This window comes from Rossellomorea sedimentorum (genome assembly GCF_046237645.1).
Taxonomy (GTDB): domain Bacteria; phylum Bacillota; class Bacilli; order Bacillales; family Bacillaceae_B; genus Rossellomorea; species Rossellomorea sedimentorum.
Map to the genome: position 1 here is coordinate 3,670,192 of NZ_CP143546.1, position 20,511 is coordinate 3,690,702.

At 43.1% G+C, this 20,511-nt stretch carries 17 protein-coding genes and 1 pseudogene; 4 read left to right on the plus strand and 14 right to left on the minus strand.

Annotated elements, in window-relative coordinates; translation table 11 throughout:
* Positions 1-78: 78 nt before the first annotated feature.
* The 3 genes from V1502_RS18095 to V1502_RS18105 are packed head-to-tail and all read left to right on the plus strand — an operon-like array spanning position 79 to position 3,940.
* Positions 79-1,623 carry a spore germination protein gene (locus V1502_RS18095; RefSeq protein WP_409251988.1) on the plus strand — a complete coding sequence of 515 codons (1,545 nt, stop codon included), beginning with the start codon at positions 79-81 and terminating at the stop codon, positions 1,621-1,623.
* The gene (locus V1502_RS18100; protein ID WP_409251989.1) at positions 1,620-2,717 is read left to right on the plus strand and encodes a GerAB/ArcD/ProY family transporter; all 1,098 of its coding nucleotides are present in this window, start codon (positions 1,620-1,622) and stop codon (positions 2,715-2,717) included. The genes V1502_RS18095 and V1502_RS18100 overlap by 4 nt, the downstream gene beginning before the upstream one ends.
* Positions 2,714-3,940 (plus strand): Ger(x)C family spore germination protein, encoded by a 1,227-nt coding sequence (locus V1502_RS18105; RefSeq protein ID WP_409251990.1) that lies wholly within the window; start codon positions 2,714-2,716, stop codon positions 3,938-3,940. Before V1502_RS18100 ends, V1502_RS18105 begins: the two co-directional genes overlap by 4 nt.
* Before the next feature lie 228 nt (positions 3,941-4,168).
* On the opposite strand, the gene V1502_RS18110 is transcribed toward V1502_RS18105, so the two are convergent.
* The 8 genes from V1502_RS18110 to V1502_RS18145 all read right to left on the minus strand — a co-directional run bounded on the left by V1502_RS18110 (position 4,169) and on the right by V1502_RS18145 (position 14,712).
* Positions 4,169-5,560, minus strand: coding sequence for a murein hydrolase activator EnvC family protein (locus tag V1502_RS18110; protein ID WP_409251991.1), 1,392 nt, complete (start codon positions 5,558-5,560; stop codon positions 4,169-4,171).
* Positions 5,561-5,592: 32 nt separating this feature from the next.
* On the minus strand, positions 5,593-6,477 hold the full coding sequence (gene ftsX / locus V1502_RS18115) for a permease-like cell division protein FtsX (RefSeq protein ID WP_409251992.1): 885 nt from the start codon (positions 6,475-6,477) through the stop codon (positions 5,593-5,595).
* On the minus strand, positions 6,467-7,153 hold the full coding sequence (gene ftsE / locus V1502_RS18120; protein ID WP_409251993.1) for a cell division ATP-binding protein FtsE: 687 nt from the start codon (positions 7,151-7,153) through the stop codon (positions 6,467-6,469). Before ftsE ends, ftsX begins: the two co-directional genes overlap by 11 nt.
* Positions 7,154-7,952: 799 nt before the next feature.
* Positions 7,953-8,297: a cytochrome c551 gene (cccB, locus tag V1502_RS18125; RefSeq protein WP_409251994.1), complete on the minus strand. Its 345-nt coding sequence runs from the start codon at positions 8,295-8,297 to the stop codon at positions 7,953-7,955.
* 57 nt (positions 8,298-8,354) lie between these two features.
* Positions 8,355-9,230: a YitT family protein gene (locus V1502_RS18130; RefSeq protein WP_409251995.1), complete on the minus strand. Its 876-nt coding sequence runs from the start codon at positions 9,228-9,230 to the stop codon at positions 8,355-8,357.
* A 345-nt stretch (positions 9,231-9,575) separates the two neighbouring features.
* Positions 9,576-10,677, minus strand: a protein-coding gene (prfB, locus tag V1502_RS18135) for a peptide chain release factor 2 (protein WP_409251996.1) whose coding sequence is annotated in 2 segments (ribosomal slippage) — positions 9,576-10,604 and positions 10,606-10,677 — 1,101 coding nt in all. Because the reading frame shifts where the segments join, the coding sequence is not laid out codon by codon here.
* A gap of 149 nt (positions 10,678-10,826) precedes the next feature.
* A complete protein-coding gene (secA, locus tag V1502_RS18140; RefSeq protein ID WP_409251997.1) occupies positions 10,827-13,346 on the minus strand; it encodes a preprotein translocase subunit SecA in 2,520 nt (839 codons plus the stop codon).
* Positions 13,347-13,665: 319 nt separating this feature from the next.
* Complete coding sequence (locus V1502_RS18145; protein ID WP_409251998.1) at positions 13,666-14,712, minus strand: YecA family protein; 1,047 nt, start codon at positions 14,710-14,712, stop codon at positions 13,666-13,668.
* 188 nt (positions 14,713-14,900) lie between these two features.
* On the opposite strand from V1502_RS18145, the pseudogene V1502_RS18150 reads away from it, so the two are divergent.
* Positions 14,901-15,458 (plus strand): annotated as a pseudogene (locus tag V1502_RS18150) (class I SAM-dependent methyltransferase).
* 25 nt (positions 15,459-15,483) lie between these two features.
* Here V1502_RS18150 and V1502_RS18155 read toward each other — a convergent pair.
* The 6 genes from V1502_RS18155 to fliD all read right to left on the minus strand — a co-directional run bounded on the left by V1502_RS18155 (position 15,484) and on the right by fliD (position 20,498).
* The gene (locus V1502_RS18155) at positions 15,484-16,317 is read right to left on the minus strand and encodes a DUF1028 domain-containing protein (RefSeq protein ID WP_409251999.1); all 834 of its coding nucleotides are present in this window, start codon (positions 16,315-16,317) and stop codon (positions 15,484-15,486) included.
* A 121-nt stretch (positions 16,318-16,438) separates the two neighbouring features.
* Positions 16,439-17,008, minus strand: coding sequence for a ribosome hibernation-promoting factor, HPF/YfiA family (hpf, locus tag V1502_RS18160; RefSeq protein WP_409252000.1), 570 nt, complete (start codon positions 17,006-17,008; stop codon positions 16,439-16,441).
* Positions 17,009-17,258: 250 nt separating this feature from the next.
* Positions 17,259-17,654, minus strand: coding sequence for a hypothetical protein (locus tag V1502_RS18165; RefSeq protein ID WP_409252001.1), 396 nt, complete (start codon positions 17,652-17,654; stop codon positions 17,259-17,261).
* An 8-nt stretch (positions 17,655-17,662) separates the two neighbouring features.
* The gene (locus V1502_RS18170) at positions 17,663-17,980 is read right to left on the minus strand and encodes a flagellar protein FliT (protein ID WP_409252002.1); all 318 of its coding nucleotides are present in this window, start codon (positions 17,978-17,980) and stop codon (positions 17,663-17,665) included.
* Positions 17,981-18,006: 26 nt separating this feature from the next.
* Positions 18,007-18,411, minus strand: a complete 405-nt coding sequence (fliS, locus tag V1502_RS18175) for a flagellar export chaperone FliS (RefSeq protein ID WP_409252003.1) — start codon at positions 18,409-18,411, stop codon at positions 18,007-18,009.
* Positions 18,412-18,440: 29 nt separating this feature from the next.
* Entirely contained in the window at positions 18,441-20,498 is a 2,058-nt protein-coding gene (gene fliD, locus V1502_RS18180) for a flagellar filament capping protein FliD (protein WP_409252004.1), read from the minus strand.
* Positions 20,499-20,511 lie beyond the last annotated feature (13 nt).

Genomic DNA, 20,511 nt, shown 5'->3' on the forward strand with positions numbered 1-20,511 from the left:
GTTCTTCAACCTTTCAACCAGGAACCAATAATTACATAACTAAGTAATTCTTGTACATTCTAATCAGTAAAGGAGGTGGTGGAATTGCTAAAAAATAATCGGCAAAAAGACCATGCTAAGGGAAAGCAGGATTGTTCAGGACTGTCCAACTCTCTTAAAGAAAATGCGGCTAAATTGAGGGAGACATTCAACCATCCTGTCAATCAGGATCTGGCGGTTCGACCTTTCACCATTTCTGCTTTCAACCGGAAGGCTGTTCTCTTCTTTCTTAATGGAATGAGCCAGCGCCAGGTCATTGAAAAAGAACTGATCCCTAACCTTATATCTCCTTTTCCTAACCAAAATACCGAGGAACAGCTTAACCTCGATTTTTTTTCCAATTGCATCCCGTTACAGGATATTAAAGAGGAATGCAATTATGAAAACATCATATCCAATATTTTAATGGGAAACTCCGCCCTTTTAGTGGAAGGGGAGGATCACGCTTACCTGTTTGGCACAGGAGGGTTTGAAAAAAGGGGAGTGGAAAAGCCCGAAGATGAAGCGGTCTTAAAAGGGCCGAAAGAAGCCTTCATTGAGTCCATTTCCGTCAACATCTCCCTGATTCGAAAACAATTGCGGTCTGCTGAACTTATGACCGAATATGTAACCGTCGGCGAAAAGGGCTTGAGCCAGGTAGCACTCTTATATTTGCATGATGTCGCCAATCCAAATCTGGTAGAAAAAATAAAAAAGCGCTTAAATCAGATCCATTCCGATGAAGTTCAAAATCTTGGTCTTCTTGAACAGCATATAGAGGAACGCCCTTATTCACTGGTACCTACTGTCTTATATACTGAAAGACCGGACAGAGCCGTCAGCTTTATCAATGAAGGCCATGTCGTCCTATTGATGGACAGCTCACCGAGCAGCCTCATTCTGCCAGTGACGTTTTGGTCTTTTTTTCATACATCAGAAGATTATTATGCAAGATGGCCTTATGGAAATTTCACAAGGATCCTACGATTGATGGCCATATTTATCACCATTATGACACCGGCCATCTATATAGCGGTCACGAATTACCATATTGAAATGCTCCCAACCGACTTGGTGCTGGCCATCTCCTCCACGCGTGAAGAAGTACCCTTTCCAGCAATTTTCGAGGTTATCATGCTTCTTTTAGCTTTTGAGCTGATCAGGGAAGGCGGCGTAAGGGTGCCGAGTCCGATTGGTCCTACCATCGGGATTGTCGGAGCTTTGATTTTAGGCCAGGCAGCGGTTGAAGCAAATATCATCAGCCCTATCTTAGTCATTGTCATTGCTGTTACAGGATTGGCTTCATTCGCGATTCCCAATCTGTCTTTCAGTTATATGATCCGCCTGTCCACTTATATCTTTCTGCTGTTCGGGAGCATATGGGGGTTCTTGGGTATAGGTATCTGTATCACCTTATGCATTGGATACCTCTCTACCCTGACTTCGTTTGATGTACCATTCCTTTCACCAATGGCACCGCATTATCCTTCCTCGAAGGATTTTGTTGTCCGTCCGCCAATCTGGAAACAATGGCTGCGGCCCCTGAATGTCTTTCCGACTGAGGCAGAGAAAATGAAGAAGCCGAAAGGAGACAGCAACGAATGATTTCTCCTCAGGACAGAAAGCTTGGTGCCCGTGAACTGTTTGCACTCATCACCATTACCCTTGGCATCAAATTTACGGATATGACTGCAACCCTGCTGTATAAACAGACGGCGCAAGCGGCATGGATGATTCCGCTCGTGTCCGGGCTGATCATGTTGATTCCGCTTAGTTGCATCCTGATTCTGCTAAAGCACTATGGCGACCGGAATATCATTGATATCACGTATAAAGTCACAGGGAAATACTTCGGGTTCCTCATCGGAATGATCCTGTTTCTGATAGCTTATTCTGCAACGATTGTAGACAGCAGAAGCTATGTGGATATTATTAATACAATGTATTTCCCATCAACAAGTTCTACCCAACTTTTTCTAGTCCTGGTGGGATCCAGCTACTTCCTGGCTAATCGCGGTCTTCTCGCTATTGGGAGAACAGCCTGGATTACATTCCCTTATATAAAAGTATCGCTGTTTTTTATAGTAGTGCTTTTATGGAGTGAACTTTACTTTGGATATTTATTTCCGCTGACAGGATACGGACTGAAGGAAGTGGCCATTCAGGGAACCAGCTATGCCTCTATCACAAGTGACCTGCTGTTTTTTTCGATTCTCTTTCCTTTTTTTAAGGACTACAAATCATTTAAAAAAGCAACACTGCTTGGCCTGGGTGTTTCAATTTTCGAGTTAATGTTTTTCTTGGTCATCTTTATCATGTACTTTGACTATCCTTCCATTGAATTTATCGCCTATCCGTTTCATGAAATATCCAGGATGGTTACTTTTGGAAGATATGTCTCACATATAGAGGCATTATTCTTTGCTTTCTGGAGTGTGGCCAGTCTAATCCGATTCGCTGTCTATCTTTATATATCAACCGCTTTTTTCGCTTATACGGCTAAAATCAAGGAATTTGAGCCGCTCATCTTACCTTTTGCGGGACTTACCATCATGTTGGGACTGCTTCCGGAAAATGTGGTACAAAACGTATTGCTGCTTAGAAGTAACATTATCTTATTGACTACATCAGTACTGCTTTTTATTATCCCGATCACTCTCTTACTTGTTGCTAAGCTGCGAGGTGAACTTAAGAAATGAGATATCTACTTGTTTTAGGGGTGTGCATGGCCATACTGACTGGCTGTGCGGATAAAATTGAAGTGGAAGAAGAAGGGTTCGTGCTTGTCATCGGACTCGACCTCCCTGAAGAAGGGGCGACAGGATTGGACATCACCTATCAGTTGGCCGACCCCCAAGCCGGAGATCCGGGTAGCCAGCCAGGTGCTGAAGAATTCAAGACCATTACTATCAGGATGCCTGACCTCATTGTGGCAAGGGATATGCTTAATGTGGCGGAAACACGAAACATTAACTTTTATCACACCAAGGCCCTTGTGGTCAGTGAAGCTTTCGCAAAGTCAAATAAGTTCCTTGAAAGTATCGGCACATTGGGCAGGGACCCTCAGGCGAGAAGAGATATGATTCTTCTTGTTTCCAAAGAGAGGGCCAGTGATTACCTTCGCAACAACAAACCTGTATTTGAAGCCAGTCCGCACAAGTTCTATGATTTCATCTCCAGAAGGTGGGACACGAATGCCCTGGTCCCAAAGGCGGACTTACAGAATTTTCTTCATGACATAGAAGCAGATTCAGGGCTTGCTCTGGCAACATATACGACAGCTGAAGAAATTGAGTTGGATATTAAGGAAAATGAAGATGACTACTTGCCTGGAGAACTTTATAAAAAAGGGGGGACTCCGGTGCAAATCATAGGCAGCGCCGCCTTCCGCAACGGGAAAATGGAAGGATCTTTGACAGGAGAGGAAGTCAGGATGATGACTATCCTTAGAGAGCACTTAACTCCAAAGGACCTCGCCTTTACTTTCCCTGATCCCCTGGAAGAAAAATTCCGGATTACCGGTAAGGCCACTAATACTGAAACAAATGTAAAAGTAGATGTGAGCAAGCCAAAACCAGTTATTACAGTGGATGCGTGGCTGGATGTAAAGATTCTATCTATACCAAGCATGATCAATTATGTAGAAGATCTAAAAAAACAAGAAGAGCTTGATCAATATATGGAAGAGAGATTTCAATCACTGGCAGACAAACTGGTGAAAAAAACACAGGAGGAATTAAAGGCAGAGGCTTTTAATTGGTCCCTGAAAGCAAGGAGAAAATTCCTGAGCCTTCAGCAATACCAGCAATATGATTGGATGAAATCCTATCCCAACGCTGAAGTGAAAGTAAATATGCATGTAAAACTAGATGGTTTCGGAAAACTGCTGAGGCCGCGCGATAAACAAATGATCTTAGACTAATGGTGGTGACCATATGTTCTGGCTGACCCTGATGTTATGTTTCTATTTAGCTTACTATTGCTTGCGTTATGCAAGGCTGATCTGGAAGGGCCAAAATAAACTGGGTGCAATAATGGTGGGAGTGCTGGCAACCATTATCAGTATCATGCCATTTTTGAATTTCTGGCTGTTACGGGATATGTAAGAAAACGCTGAAAAGGTTAACCTTTTCAGCGTTTTGGGTGTTCATTACATATTGATATATCTGCGCGGATTGACCGCATTGGATTTGCTTGCATTCCAAGATCCCTGGTGCAACTCAAAGTGAAGATGCTGACCGAAGGAATAACCTGTGTTACCCATTGTACCGATTCTCTGTCCTTTTTCAACAAACTGTCCGCTGCTCACCATCGAACCTGACATGTGGGCATAAACCGTTGTGAACGTCTGGCCATCGATCGAGTGAGTCATGTATACAACATTTCCATAGCTTGAACTGTAATGGCTCTTGATGACATAGCCGTCTGCAGCCGCAACGATCGGCACATGGCCGCCTGCTGCGATATCCACACCATAGTGATAACGAGGTTTTCCATTCAGAACATCATAACCGAATTCTGTTGTGATATATCCAGCAGAAGGTCTTGTCCATCTGCCTTCTTCTACTACCGGAGCCGGTGCAGGGGCAGGTGTTGATACTGTAGATCCGCTGCTGCTTCCGCCTGAACTTTGCTGAGCTGCCTGCCTTGCCGCCTCCTCTGCTGCTCTTTGGGCTGCAAGTCGTTCAGCTTCAGCTTTACGCTGGGCTTCAAGCTTTTTCTGACGCTCAATTTCTTTTTGACGAGCAAGTTCAGCTAGACGGGCCTGTTCTGCCTCGATCTGGCCGCCAATTTGCTTCTCCATCTCTGCAAGCTCATTCGCATGGGCTACAAGCTCTGTCTTCTCTTCTTTCAATTGTTCTTGTTCTGCTTCCAATTCTTTGAACAACTTATTCTTTTGGCCTTTTTGGCTGTCAAGGTCTTTCTTAAGAGAAACAAGGTTTGCTTTGGCTTCTTCAAGCTGTGCAAGCTTGTCCTCTACTTCAGCTTTCGTTTTCTCAAGCTGAGCCTGGTCTGCTTTTTGCTCCTCAATGATCTTTTTATCCGCACTTACAATCGCATTAACGGCCGTGATACGGTTGATGAAGTCACCAAAGCTCTCCGCCCCAAGCAATACATCCATGTAACTTGCAGAACCGCCTTTTTCCTGCATGGAACGGGCACGTTCTTTCAGTAGTTCATTTCTTTCAGCAATCTTATTTTCCAGTACTTTAATTTCTTCTTTCAGCTTCTCGATTTCTGCAGTTGTTTTATCGATTTCAGCTGTTTTTTCTTTAATTCTATCTTCAGTATCCCTGATCTTTGTATCTAAAGCAGCAATCTCTGCTTTGATTTTTTCCTGACGGGAGATGTTGGCATTGATTTCACTTGTCTTTTCGTCGATCTTTGAATTGACCTCTTCTTTTTCGCTTTGAACATCTTCGTGTTTATGTTTTAAATCAGACAGTGAAGAATTGGCACTGGCTGTAAACCCTGTAGTTTGAAGACTTCCGATTGTTAGTGTTGCAGCTATTGATAAAGTAACTAATGATTTCCTTTTCAAGCGACATGCTCCTTTCGGCTTCTATCAACCTATTAAACTCTCAAAAACTTTCTGACGGACATAAAGCTTCCCCATGCTCCGATCAAGCATCCCATTAGGATGATCAGTAAGTTTACCTGATAAATGAACGGGGTATATTCCAATATCTGAATGAAATGGTTTCGCAACTTTGGTTCAATGAACTGATAGGCGTAGTAATAACCTGTTGAAATTACTGCTATCGGAATGATAGAGCCGAGGACACCCAGCCATAACCCTTCCAAGATGAACGGCCAGCGTACAAACCAGTTTGTAGCACCGACAAGTTTCATGATCTCAATTTCTTTTCTGCGGGCAACGATCGTAATCTTAATAGTATTGGAGATTAAGAACATAGCCGTGAAAAGGAGTCCGATTATCAATACCAAACCAACATTGCGACTCATTTGCAAGAAGCTGAATAACCTTTCGATCTTCGCTTCCCCATATAGCGCATCATTTACGTTTTCAAAACTCTTAATTTCATTGGCAATCCTTTTGGTTTCCAGCGGATTTTCCGCTTTTACGACATAAACATCGTATAGGGGATTATCCTGTTCGAACAAGCCCATTTCTTCTCCCATGTCCTCCATGAGATTTCGAAGTTCATCTTCTTTAGAAGAAAATTCAATGCTTGAAATTCCATCTATCTGTTCAATCTTTGATTGCAATTCTTCCACTTGAGGCTTTTCGGTACCCAACTCTACCAGTACCCGAACCTCTACATCTCTTTCAATATCAGAAGCTATTTTATTCATATTGAGCATCAGGACGACGAATATACCGACAAGCAAAAGTGTGACTGTTACAGCACTGACGGATGCAAATGTCATCCAGCCGTTTCTGGCCAAACTTTTCAAGCTTTCACGAAGATGCCTTACCATAGTTCTAGGCTTCATAACCGTAGTCACCTCTCTGTTCATCCCGGACGATTCGGCCATTTTCGATGGCGATTACACGGTGTTTTATCGTGTTCACAATCTCCCGGTTATGTGTAGCCATTACCACGGTCGTTCCCTGCGTATTGATTTCTTCAAATACATTCATAATTTCCCATGAAGTTTCAGGGTCAAGGTTACCCGTCGGCTCATCAGCAATAATGACCTGAGGCTTATTGACAATTGAACGTGCCAAGGAAACCCTCTGCTGTTCCCCGCCTGATAGTTCATCCGGGAACATCCTTGCTTTATGCTTCAGCTTCACAAGCTCGAGTACATCCATAACCCGCTTCTGAATACTCTTAGGAGTTTCCTCAATAACCTCCAGTGCAAAGGCCACATTCTCATAGACAGTCAGCGACGGAAGAAGCTTAAAATCCTGGAAGACCACACCGATATTTCTTCTTAAGTACGGCACACGCTTATTTTTAAGCTTGACCAAATCTATACCGTTGACGATAATCTCTCCCCTGGTCGCTCTCTCTTCCCTGTACATCATTTTGATGAAGGTCGACTTCCCAGCTCCACTCGGTCCTACTACATAAACGAATTCGCCTTGTTTGATATGTACGTCGAATCCGTTCGCAGCCATAATTCCATTCGGATACTGTTTATATACGTCTTTCATTTTAATCATTTTTTTACCACCCAAGTTAAACATTTATAGTGTTCGATCGAAGATGTCTTTTCCCAAGGCTTAAGTATATGAAAATAAGATAATGTAGAAAAAACTCGAATTAACAACTTTCTAAAAATATTATAACATCATTACCCAGGAAGTTAAGGATAATTTATATTACAATTTGATATCAAAATGCAACAAAACAAGTATATATTTCCTCAATTGGAAAGATAGTAATTTGTTTAAAATGGGGGAATATCAGTATTTTGTTATAGGAAAATAGCAGGTGAATGGAAGGTGGTGTCGAAATAAAGGGGCGTATACGCGGAATGGATTGTTTGAGGGAGATTGTCGAAATGCCTTTAGGAGAGAGACATTTCTGATGTGATATACATTATAAGAGCGGCCATTGTCATATACCCTTCTCAGTCTGCTTTAAACATGTTTTTTTAAAAATAGTGTTCGATTTTTAACTTTTTTGGGATTAAATCATTTTCTATTGCGAAGAGCTTGTTTGAAAAGGATATTATAGAATGATAGAAAGTGGAACATAATCCACTTAGAGAGTGTTAAATTTATCTTTGAGGACTTATCATCTTTAAGAGAAGGCTAGTCTTAACTTTGAGTAACTAGCTTCCTTTAGAGGACGATTTCTTTATTTGGTGAGACTATCGCCCTCTGGACCCTCCTATACTTGAACTTACCTCACTTTTAGATGGCAATGAAAAGATGATTGTGATGAGCCGCAGTCAACAACTGGGGAACTAATAAAACGGGTAAAAACAAAAAAAGAAAGCCCGAAGACTTTCCTTTTTTATTTTTGCTCGGCCAGCCAGTCTGCAACCACTTCAGCTTCTTCGCCTTTTATAATATTCTTCGGCATCGCACCTTGCCCTTTTTGAATGACAGAGAGGATTTCTTCTGCACTAAGCTGCGAGCCGATATTTTTCAGAGCCGGTCCCATGCCGCCGGATAGATCTCCGCCATGACAGCTGGAACATTTTTGATTGACGATTTTTTCAGGTTCTATCTCTGTTCCCATTGCACTTTCCGCAGCATCCTGCGGGTTGTCTGCATCACTAGAATCATCGGGTGCATCGCTGCAGGCCCCTAACACTAACGATGAACCAAGTAAGATTCCCAATAGTTTTCTTTTCATTGTATGTCCTCCCAGAATGAGAATGCATTTAATATCTCATTCCTTATTATACCAGGATTATACCCGTTTAAAACCTTCACCGAGGACTTCCGAAGCGTCCATCGTTACAACGAAGGCAGACGGATCAATGCTTTTCACCAATTGTTTCAGTCTAGTGAACTCACGCTGATCGACCACACACATTAGAATCGGCCGTTCATCGTCTGTATATCCGCCGTATGCAGATAGTTTTGTCACACCGCGGTCAATTTTATTCAGGACTCCTTCGCGAATTTCCTCCTGACGGTTCGTGATGATCATGGCCATTTTGGAACGTCCGAAGCCGACTTGAACGAGATCGATGGTTTTACTTGTTACATACAAGCCGATAAGGGCATATAATCCTCTTTCGATATCAAATACGAGAGCTGCGGATAAAACAATCATTCCATCAATGATTGCAACGCAGGTACCGAGAGATAATCCTGAATACTTGTTGATGATTTGTGCGGCAAGGTCCGTACCTCCGGTGGATGCCTTTCCTCTAAACACAACGCCTAATCCAAGTCCTACTCCAATGCCGCCGAAGAGTGCGCCAAGAAGCGGATCAAGCGTCCATGCTTCCCAGTCTTCCGTCAAATACACCACAAATGGAAGAAAAATTGTGCCAAGTGCGGTCTTGAATCCGAATTGAAAGCCAAGGAAGATCAATCCTGCAATAAAAAGTGGTATGTTAAATGCCCATTGAACGAAGGCAGGCTTCCAGTCGAAAACAGTCTTAGTTATAGTAGAAATACCGCTCACGCCGCCTGAAGCCACTTCGTTTGGTAATAAGAATACATTGAAGGCAATCGCGACTACGGCCGATCCTGCCAATACATAGACATATTCCATCATTTTGTGAAGTGCCGGGTTTTGAGTTTCCCCTCGTCGTCTTCTATCTTTCTTTCCCATCCCAGTCATTCTCCTTTGAGGTAGTAAGTATTAGTATGACCAACAACCGGCTTTTCAACAGAAGCGCGCTTTACTGCTTTAAAGCGTAAAGAGGGACTGTCCCTCTTAGCACTTTAAAGGATGAAAGCACCCACTGGTTAAAAAAGAGGTGTCGGTCTTTGTCTATTTCTGATTCAGCCTTTGAGAGTATAGCATGAGGGATGAACCCTGTAAATATTACCACTTTAACGTGTTAATGCATTACCGCACGAAGAGGGACTGTCCCTTTTCGTGCGGTGATGTGTTAAAGAGTCAGTCCAACAAAAAACCTTCCCATATAATAGGAAGGTTTTGGGTTGCAATGGTTTAGTTGATGCGTGAACGAAGGTAGGCGTTGATGAAGCTGTCGATATCTCCGTCCATGACAGCCTGCACGTTCCCCATTTCTGTATTTGTGCGATGATCTTTGACCATGGAGTACGGGTGGAAAACATAAGAACGAATCTGGCTTCCCCAGCCGATGTCCTTCTGTTCGCCGCGGATTTCCGCAAGTTCCTGTTCCTGCTCTTCAATCCGTTTTTGATAAAGCTTGGCTTTCAGCATCTTCATGGCCTGTTCACGGTTTTTGATCTGAGAACGCTCTGATTGACATGTCACCACGACACCGGTCGGCTGGTGGGTGATACGAACGGCAGAGTCAGTCGTATTGATATGCTGACCTCCTGCACCGCTCGCACGGTACGTATCAATCTTGATGTCCTCTGTGCGGATTTCAATTTCAATTTCTTCATTGAATTCCGGCATAACTTCACAAGACACGAATGAAGTATGACGGCGTCCGGAAGAGTCGAATGGAGAAATCCTTACAAGACGGTGAACCCCTTTTTCAGCTTTTAAATATCCGTAGGCATTATGGCCTTTGATCAAAAGGGTCACACTTTTAATTCCGGCTTCGTCTCCCGGAAGGTAATCCATTGTTTCCACTTTGAAGCCTTTTTTCTCCGCCCAGCGCTGATACATACGCAGCAGCATGGAGCCCCAGTCCTGCGACTCGGTTCCGCCTGCTCCAGGATGAAGTTCCAGGATGGCATTGTTTTTGTCATGAGGTTCGCTGAGCAGAAGCTGAAGTTCGTATTCATTCAAACGTTTGTTTAACTCTTTCGTCTCTTCCACAAGTTCTTCCTGAAGCTCGGCATCGTTTTCTTCTTTGACAAGCTCAAGCGTCACTTCCAAGTTTTCCTGCATTTCCTGCATATCTTTATATTCATTTACAAGTTCTTTCAGCCCGTTCGCTTCATTGATGACTCCCTGAGCCTGCTGCTGGTCGTTCCAGAAATCAGGCTGCAGCATGACTTCATCCAGTTCAGCTATCCTTGCCTCTTTATTTTCGAGGTCAAAGAGACCCCCTGAAGTCCGCCAGTTTTTTGGCTGTATTTTCTAATTGTGATTTCACTTCAAAAAGTTCCATCAAATTCACCTCTTATTAAATAGTAAGCATAAGTTTTATTATACCTTTTATTGGGTCTGTTCCGCAAAGTTTCCTCTACTTTTGTACCCGCAGAAAAACTACCTGACACCTCTTTTGCTAAAGAGAAGCCAGGTAGCTTGTTAAAAAAATTACTCTACTTTACCATGACAGTTTTTATATTTTTGACCGCTTCCGCACGGGCATGGGTCATTTCTTTTGACGTTTTCGGCTTTGCGTACAGGCTGTTTCTTTTTGGTTTTGCCGCTGGTATCCTCTTTTGGATTGACAGCTTGCCCTTTTGCAACTTCCTGACGCTGAAGGTTGTTGCGGATTTCTGCTTTCATCACATAGCGGGCTGCATCTTCCTCGATCGCCAAGACCATGTTTTCGAACATCGCAAAGCCTTCATGCTGGTACTCGCGCAATGGATCGGTCTGACCATAAGCACGGAGGTGGATACCTTGACGGAGGTGGTCCATCGCATCGATATGGTTGATCCATTTAGTATCAACGGCACGAAGCAGAACGACTTTTTCAAACTCACGCATCTGCTCGGAAGTCAGCTCTTCTTCTTTTTCGTTATATCGTTCTTGAACCTTCGCATAGATCAATTCAATCATTTCTTCAGGCTCTTTGCCTTGAAGATCGGCAACTGTTACATCACCTTCTTGAAGAAGGGTGGCACTGACATAATCAATGATTCCCTGCAGGTTCCATTTCTCTTCTTCTTCAATGATTGGCGCATGCGCTTCAACAGAACGAGTGATGACAGACTTGATCATTGACTCTACGATTCCACGCAGGTTTTCAGAATCAAGGACTTCAAAACGCTGCTTGTAGATGATTTCACGCTGCTGACGAAGGACATCATCATAAGACAGTAGCTGCTTACGGGCATCGAAGTTATTCCCTTCAACCCGTTTCTGGGCAGACTCCACTGCACGGCTGACCATCTTACTTTGGATCGGCTGGTCATCCGCCATCCCAAGGCGTTCCATCATTGATTTCATATTGTCGGAACCGAAGCGGCGCATCAATTCATCTTCCATTGAAAGATAGAACTGTGTCACACCCGGATCACCCTGACGTCCGGACCGACCACGCAACTGGTTATCGATACGGCGGGATTCATGGCGCTCTGTACCGATGACAGCTAGTCCACCAAGATCAAGGACACCTTCACCCAATTTGATATCCGTACCACGGCCGGCCATGTTTGTCGCAATTGTCACAGCGCCTCTTTGACCTGCTTCTAAAATAATTTCCGCTTCGCGTTCATGGTTTTTCGCATTCAATACGTTGTGGCGGACACCTTTTTTCGTGAGGAGCCTTGAAATCAATTCAGACGTCTCAACCGCAACCGTACCAACCAGCACCGGCTGGCCTTTTTGATAACGCTCGGCAATTTCCTCCACTACTGCGCGGTACTTGCCTTCCATGGACGCATAGATCAAATCCGGACGGTCGTCACGGGCAATCGGTTTGTTCGTCGGAATCACGACAACATTCATATTATAAATATTGCGGAATTCTTCTTCTTCCGTTTTCGCTGTACCTGTCATACCGGACAGTTTTTCATACATACGGAAGTAGTTCTGGAACGTAATCGTCGCCATGGTCATGCTTTCATTCTGGATTTCGACGCCTTCCTTCGCCTCGATCGCCTGGTGAAGGCCGTCACTGTAACGGCGCCCTTTCATCAAACGGCCGGTGAAGGAATCGACAATCACGATTTCATCGTCCTGTACGACATAATCCACATCTTTTTGCATGCTGACATGGGCTTTCAACGCCTGAAGAATATGATGGTTCAACGTTACATGTGACAGGTCAAAAAGGTTCTCGATATTGAAAGCTTTCTCTACCTTCGTGATCCCATCTTCTGTCAGCTGAACCCCTTTTGTTTTTTCATCATAAGTGAAATCTGTGTCTTTGCTCAGCATGCGGACGACTGCATTCGCCTGCAGATACAGTTGCGTAGACTTTTGTGCCTGACCGGAAATGATCAGCGGAGTACGGGCTTCATCGATCAAAATGGAGTCGACTTCATCGATTACGGCAAAGTGAAGCGGACGCTGAACCATTTGATTTTTATATAGCACCATATTGTCACGCAGATAATCAAAGCCAAGCTCGTTGTTCGTGCTGTAGGTGATATCCGCTGCATACGCTTCACGCTTTTCCTCTTTTGTGAGCGAGTTCAAGTTAAGACCCACAGACAGACCAAGGAAGTTATAGAGCTGGCCCATTTCCTCGGCATCACGGCTGGCAAGGTATTCGTTGACTGTGACAACGTGAACGCCTTTCCCCGTAATAGCATTCAGGTATACCGGCATGGTGGACGTCAGCGTTTTACCTTCCCCGGTTTTCATCTCGGAAATGTTCCCCTCATGAAGGGACGCACCACCCATCAGCTGCACGCGGTATGGGTAAAGGCCCAGGACACGCTTCGCCCCTTCACGGACAACCGCGAATGCTTCGACAAGCATATCGTCCAGGGACTCGCCATCCTGATAACGCTTTTTGAATTCTTCTGTTTTCTTACGAAGGCCGTCATCCGAAAGTTTCGCTATATCCGGACCAAGAGCATCGATTTGATCAGCATATTTCTCCAGCTTCTTCAGCTCGCGTTTGTTGGGATCGAACACTTTATTTAAAATTCCAATCATGTATGAGCGCTCCTTCTAGTGGAAATGTAGTTGTTTGATAAAAGAGCCGCTAATTTCGCAGCTATTGTTTATAAATATAATCAGCGAACATTTTTGTTTCGCCATAATGAACAAATAATCACTAGTAACACTTCTAGATTTACTAGTAAAATCCTTTTTAAAAATACACAATATTCCTTATTAATATTACCACTATCATGAAAGAGTGACAACAAGCGACACCGAGCGGCACTTTACTGCTTTAAAGCGCAAAGAGGGACAGTCCCCTTTCGCGCTTTAAAGCGAAAGAGGGGACTGTCCCTTTTAGTGCGGTGATGCGTTAAACGGCCGCCGCAGCCAATATGATTTTTTTCATTTCTTTTGATCGTCTTGATATGCTGTTGGCGGATACTCCAAATGCCTCTGCCAGGTCTTTTTGCAGGTAATCCCGTTTCAATTCTGTATCGCCTTTGATCACTTCGATAATCGAAGCGGAATAGATCTGCGGGTTGCGAATTTTAGGAGATTCACTCTCAAAGTATTGAGACAACAGCATGGAAGCTTTTTCAATGCTGACAGCTGCCTCTCCCTGTTCAGTCAGAAAGCTTTTCATCGAATCGATCGCCTCTGTATAGGCAGGATTGTCCGAGCTATCTTCTAATTCTGGCGCAGCCTCTTCTTTTACCTTTTGACCTTGCCCTGTATAAAGGTAGAAACAATGATCAGCAAGATAGAGATAGTGAGAAATCAGATACTCTTCCACCTCATCTTTATCTGCCGCTTTCATTTTTTCGACCATAGCATCTTTGCATGTATCAGCAATGCCAGGGTAGACGAAATACTGAGCAAAAGGCAGGTAATTCTCTCCGTTTTGAAGCAGGATACCGATAAAGAAGCAGCCTTCTACAATCTCAGGATTGGCTCCTTTTACATTGAAAACTTCTCCCTCAACCGTATCTTCAATCACAAGCTCCGTCCCTTGTGCAGATGTCACGACTCCTGCAACAATCCTCGGCTGTTTCCATTTCTCCAGGCTTTCTAATGTCTGCGGTCTCGTTACGGCCTTGCTCTGTTTTTCAACGAAACGCTCTGTCAACGTCAGTCCGTCTTCCAGCTTTTTCGTCACTCCATACCAGCTCAAGAACGCCATTTCATAGATTTCCTGATCTTTGTTCATCATCTTCATCTCAGAATAGTAGCGATGATAATCACTCTCAAGTTCTTCACTGTTATGTACGGCGATAAAATCATAGACCTGCGCCTGAAGGATTTCCAGCTCGCCCAGCACCAAATCATCAATATTAACAGCGGAATGATTTCCGCAGCACTTCTTATACTTCTTACCGCTGCCGCACTCACACGGCTCGTTCCGGCCAATCGTTTTCATAGTCGTACCTCCTGATGTTGCTCTCGCTCAAAAATAAAGCTCACAAACAACTATTATAATCTACTTGGCGCTAACATTAAACTGTTTAGGGAAAAGTTGCTTCTTGTAAAAGTTGCTAATCCACACAGGAAAAACCCGCTGCACAGGAGAATGTTTAGAGAAATAGATAGGATGGAGGAAAACAGTATATGACTATCCACACAAAAATCGTTATCGGTGCCGGGGAATATAACAATAACCCAGGCTGGCTGCATACACAGTAAGAAGAACTGGATCTTCTCAAGGACGAACAATGGGAAGCCAAATTTCGCCCCAACACACTAGAGGCAATCTTAGCTGAACACGTTTGGGAGCACCTCACTTATGAGGAAGGTGTAGATGCGGCCAGAAGATGCTTTCACTACTTAAGACCCGGCGGCTATATTCGCTGCGCTGTTCCGGACGGGTTCTTCCCTGATGAAGACTATCAAAATGTCGTAAAAGTCGGAGGGCCGGGACCTGCCGATCATCCTGCAGCTTCTCATAAGATACTATTCAACTATAAAATACTGCAACAGCTTTTCCAGGAGGCAGGGTTCCAGGTCACCCTTCTGGAATACTGCGATGAAAACGGTGACTTCCATGCCAGTGAATGGAATCCAGCCGAAGGAATCATCTTTCGTTCGCTGCGTTTCGACCCACGTAACCATAATGGAGAACTGAACTGTGTATCACTCATTATTAACGCTGTAAAACCAAAAGGATAACGCCCTGAGACGTTATCCGCTCTTTTTAATTATTCTGCTTTTTCATAAACTCCAGAACATCAAGGTCAATGCTTCCCTCATGCTCCCTCATCTCAAAGTTCTCGGTATGAAGGTAATCCCGTAACGCCTGGCTCACCGTCTTATCCACTTTCATATAACCATGACGCTCCAATTCTGCCTTTAACTCTTCATGAACAAATCCATCCACCGGTACCACTCTGTCAGGATTGGAGGCGGCAAAATAAAGCTGATGAAGATTGAAAATCCGGATGAGCTCCTTGATAGGATCCGGATGGTCATCAACCCTGAGATCAATCAGCCGATCGTTGAACCCGCCGTATCCGCCTTTCTCCTTCACAACATAGACAGCAGCTGACTGCTTTCCGCGAGAATCTCCTCCCGCTTCCTGGCCGGCATCCAGTGCTTTTAAAAGCCGCTCTGCAAGAGTTCCTTCCGTTGAAGTGAACGTCTCCGCCATCGCTTCCATCGTACGCTGGTCCACAAGAATGTTCCCCTGCGCTGCAAAATGCTCTCCCGTCATTCCGCCTGCCCAATCATAGCAGCCTTCCCCTGTAAACGTGGCCGCATTACCTTGCGCATCAATCAAACCAACTTGACGCAAATGGCGTTCCGGATCATCCCTCGTGATGATTTCCAGTGCTTCTTCTGCCGTTTTTCCTTCTTCCATTAACTGCAAAGCCTGCGGTCCGTAAGCTGTGTTGGCATAGGACTGGGTCGCAACCGCTCCCGCTCCGGCCCGTGCAAACGGAACAACCGCTCCCACTCCAATAAACTTGGACTGTACCGCAATACCCCACTCTTTTTCTTTTGGATCAAACCCGACAATACTGAAAGTCATGTTGTATTCCTCCCGCTATAATTATCTTCTTTTAAAACTATTCGCCGACCGAAACAATTCTCCTCTAATTTTTTCTATGTAAAAACACCCTGCAGAACCCTGCAGGATGCTTATTCCTCTATTATGTTGTCTCGATTAACCCGTATTTACCGTCTCTGCGCTTATATACGATGTTCGTCGCATTTGTTTCGGCATCTGTGAAGATGAAGAAACTGTGACCAAGAAGGTTCATTTGAAGAATGGCTTCCTCGCTGTCCATCGGCTTCAAGTTGAACTGCTTCGTTCTCACTACTTCATCATTCTCGTCATCTTCACGCGCTTTTTCATTGAGCTGGCTTGTCGTCAACCCTTCCTGAGCGGCGAAGAATTCTTTCGGACTGCCTTTTTCACGCATCTTGCGGTTCACTTTTGTTTTATGTTTACGGATCTGCCGTTCTAATTTATCTACAATCAGGTCGATGGCAGCGTACATATCTTCATGGCGCTCCTCTGCGCGTAATACCAAGTGCGGCATCGGGATTGTCACTTCGACCTTCGTTTTCTTATCAGGGTAAACCTTCAAATTAACATGTACATCGGCATCAGGAGTTTCATTGAAGTAACGATTCAACTTACCAATCTTATTCTCCACGTGTTCGCGAATCGCTGGAGTTACCTCAATGTTCTCGCCTCGAATGTTGTAGTTCAACATGTAAACTCCTCCTTTTAGATAAAGCTATATTTATATATTTCTCTATTCCCCTTCATATTCCTTCTTAATCTTTCTAAAAATTTTGACGAATTAACAAATAATTTGTTGGATGCTTATTGACAAGGGTTATAAGTGATATTTCGGTTTTATTTTTTAAACTTTCGCCCTTAATTAGACATGTATTACGGAGGTGTTAATTCGACTGCCTGGCACAAATAGAGAAAGAAAAAAGACGCGGAATTCCGCGCCTTTAGTTTTTAATATAAATGGCCATTTCCTGACAGACTTTCTCTTTCCAGTCTTTAAATGCCGGATAGAGACTCTCAGTAACGACCACTTGTTTTTTATTTTGATCATGGAAGCTGCCGTCTAATTTCATCGCTTGCTTTGTCACTTCTTCATACCGATCAACGGCACGGGTAACCGCTGATTCGCAGGTGAAAATGGATATAAGGAGAGTATTGCTCTCAGCAATCTGGGCAAATGCGTGAAAGATATCCGATAAAACCGTATCCCCTTCTGTCTTTTCATAGTCATCAAAGCTGCTTATGACATATTGAAACGCCTCGTCGATTGTTGAAAGCATTTCCGTGTATTCATTGATAAAGATATATTGCTTCTCATCTAGCTTTACGTTAGCTGTCAAAAAATCACTCATTTCTTTTTGTCGTAGAAGTATCCATCAGTTTGCATGTTATTATATGGATTAGAGTATTTTTGAGCTTTATTCTTCTTATTTGACAGGGTATTTAAATCCTTTTTAATAGAACTTTGTATTTGTTCCATTTTGTCATCAATTTTTTCATTCCAGAGAAGCATTTGCTTTCCCAGCTGTTCCTCTTCTTGCAAAAAAGGCGGGTGAATGCTCTCCAAAAGACCCTGCCTTAGATGGAGCAGCCTTTCAACCTCTTCAATTACCTCATAGCGCTCTGCTTTGCTATTATAAAGAATCTCGTATAACCGTTTAGTCAAAGCATAACATTCCTTAACTGCCGACATTAGGCAAGCCCGCCTTGCCCCGAATGAGTTTGCTGGCGATTTAACTGAATGACCTGCTTCCAAGTGTCACGGAAATCGGTAATTAGCACCTCTGCTTCTTCAAGGGCCTTTATATCGCTTTTAATATTTGCCTCTATTAATCGGCGATTAATGAAGTCATAAAGACTCATCATATTCTGAGAAACTTCAAGGTCTACATTCAAAGTGACCATCAACTCACTGACTATATTCTGAGCTCTTTGTATATTTGTATTTTTCAGTTCGATATTTTTTTCTTCTATTCCTCTTTTGGCAAGGTTAATAAATTTCAAACATCCATTATAAAGCATTAGTGTGAGCTCTCCTGGTGAAGCTGTATTCACTGAGTTGTTTTGGTACGTTTTATATGGATTGTTTATTGCCATAAAGACACTCCCTTAACGTTAGTTTCTTCTTACATACCGCTGAATTGCTGCATAAGATACATGGACTGTTGGTTTGATTGCTGAATCGCTTTTTCCATGGCAGTGAATTGACGCCAGTATCGATCTTCAACTTGTTTCATCCTATTTTCAAAGCGGTCAATACTGCTATCCACGCTCCTTAGTTCCCTTCCGAGTGAAAACTGCTGAAGAGTAGAAAAGCTATTTCCTGCTTTTTCTTTCAGTTTATCAATAGTTGTATTTACTGATTCATATAATCTATGAACAATTCCTTTTTGTGACTCACTGGCAGCATCCCCCCCGCCTCTAAAAAGGTTCTCTACTGAGTCCGGATCTGCCTCAATTGCTTTTTTCAATTCAGCCTCATTAATAACGAGCTTACCACCTTCTAAATAGTTACTAGTAGTGGTAATTCCTATGCTTGATAACTGATTGTATAGGGGATTTACACTTGCATTATCTACCGGTTGATAAAAATTTGTGCGCATTTTACTCAGTAAGCCGGAAAGAGTAGAGTCTCTTCGTAAAAGACCACTTTTAGCTTTTTCTTCCCATTGCTCCTGTTGTTTGTCTGTTAGACTCTCACGCTGCTCATCAGTCAGCGGCTGATAAGAACGGAAATAATCTTCGCTGGTTTTATCACTAATTTTCCCAATAAGTTCATTGTATTTTTCGATAAATCCCTTAATATTCTCAAATACTTTGTTGGTGTTATTGCTGACAGCAGTGGTAACGCCATTTGGTGTATCAGCAGATGAGAAAGGCTGTTTAATATTAAATGTGACTCCATTCATTTCAAAGGTATTTGAATACCTCTCTGTCTTCAACCCGTTGATTTCAAATTCAACGTTTGTTCCTCCACTTTCAACTGAGGAGCCGAATTTGAAAAGATTATTAATAAACGCGCCATTGGTTGTTATTTCGTTACCACCCTTATTAAAGTCACCGGTTTCTTTCCTTGTCAGAGTAGCTCTATCAGAAAAGGAATCATAGAACATTGTAACGCCAGCATCTGATGAGTTAACTTTGTTTATAACCGAATTGAATGAATCATTTCCAGCAATGAGGAAGTTCACATTTTTCTCGCCGTCTTTATTATAAGTTTGAAGAGAGAAATCCGCATAATTTTGCGTATAAGTGACAGAAATAGTATTATTAAGCTGCTCAGTAGTAAATGAGATTTTTCCAGTCTCTTTTTGTATAGTTCCTATTACTTCATTATCTGAGGCAATTAGTTGAGTATTGCCTTCTGCATCGGTGGTCCCGAGTGAATAATCTTTTCCATCAATATTCAATGTTAAAGTATTTATTGATCCTTTAGTCAACTGGAAATCTTTTACTGCTGTAGTGGTATCGATGGATTGTGTTTTGTCTACAGTTACATATTCAATAGTTACAGAGCTGTCTTTTTTCACTGTTGAACCGAATGTCAGATTGCCGCTTCCATCCACTACAACTTGATTGTTCCCCAGTCCTTCAGGGGGAGTGGCTGTCAGTACTTCAAAGGACTTTCCATTCACTTTCACACTCATTTTGTCAAGGTCTTTCAATGTGCTTGTGCCAATCTCAAAAGAAAGGGACGATGTATCAGCTGTGGCTTTAATTGTTTGTTTTTCAATGACTCCTTGAGACCAGCTGAATCCTGCCCCATTTGCAAGCTTCGATGTCTGATTAAATAATCCTGCAGCAGAATCCAGCTTATTAGTTTGATCGCTTGACAACTTGTCAGTATCTCCTGTTCCACTAACTTTTGTAGCTGCAGAAGCCAACTTTGTAACATTATTGATAGTGTAGGATGCCTGTGAAGCACCGCTCGTTGCTGTTGCAGTAACTTTGTTTTCATCAGTGGAAGACGTCTGACGGGCACGATATTTAGAAGTTAATTTAAACTGTGTCAGTTCAGAACGAAAGTCCAAAAGCAACGTATTCATTGCACGGTAATCATCACGTTTCCATTCCAGGGTTTGTTTTTTCTGTTTTAATTTATCTAGAGGCATTCTTTCTGCCTTCATCAAATCAGCCACGAGGGAATCAATATCCATTCCACTGGCCAAACCGCCGATTCTCATGCTTATGTACTCC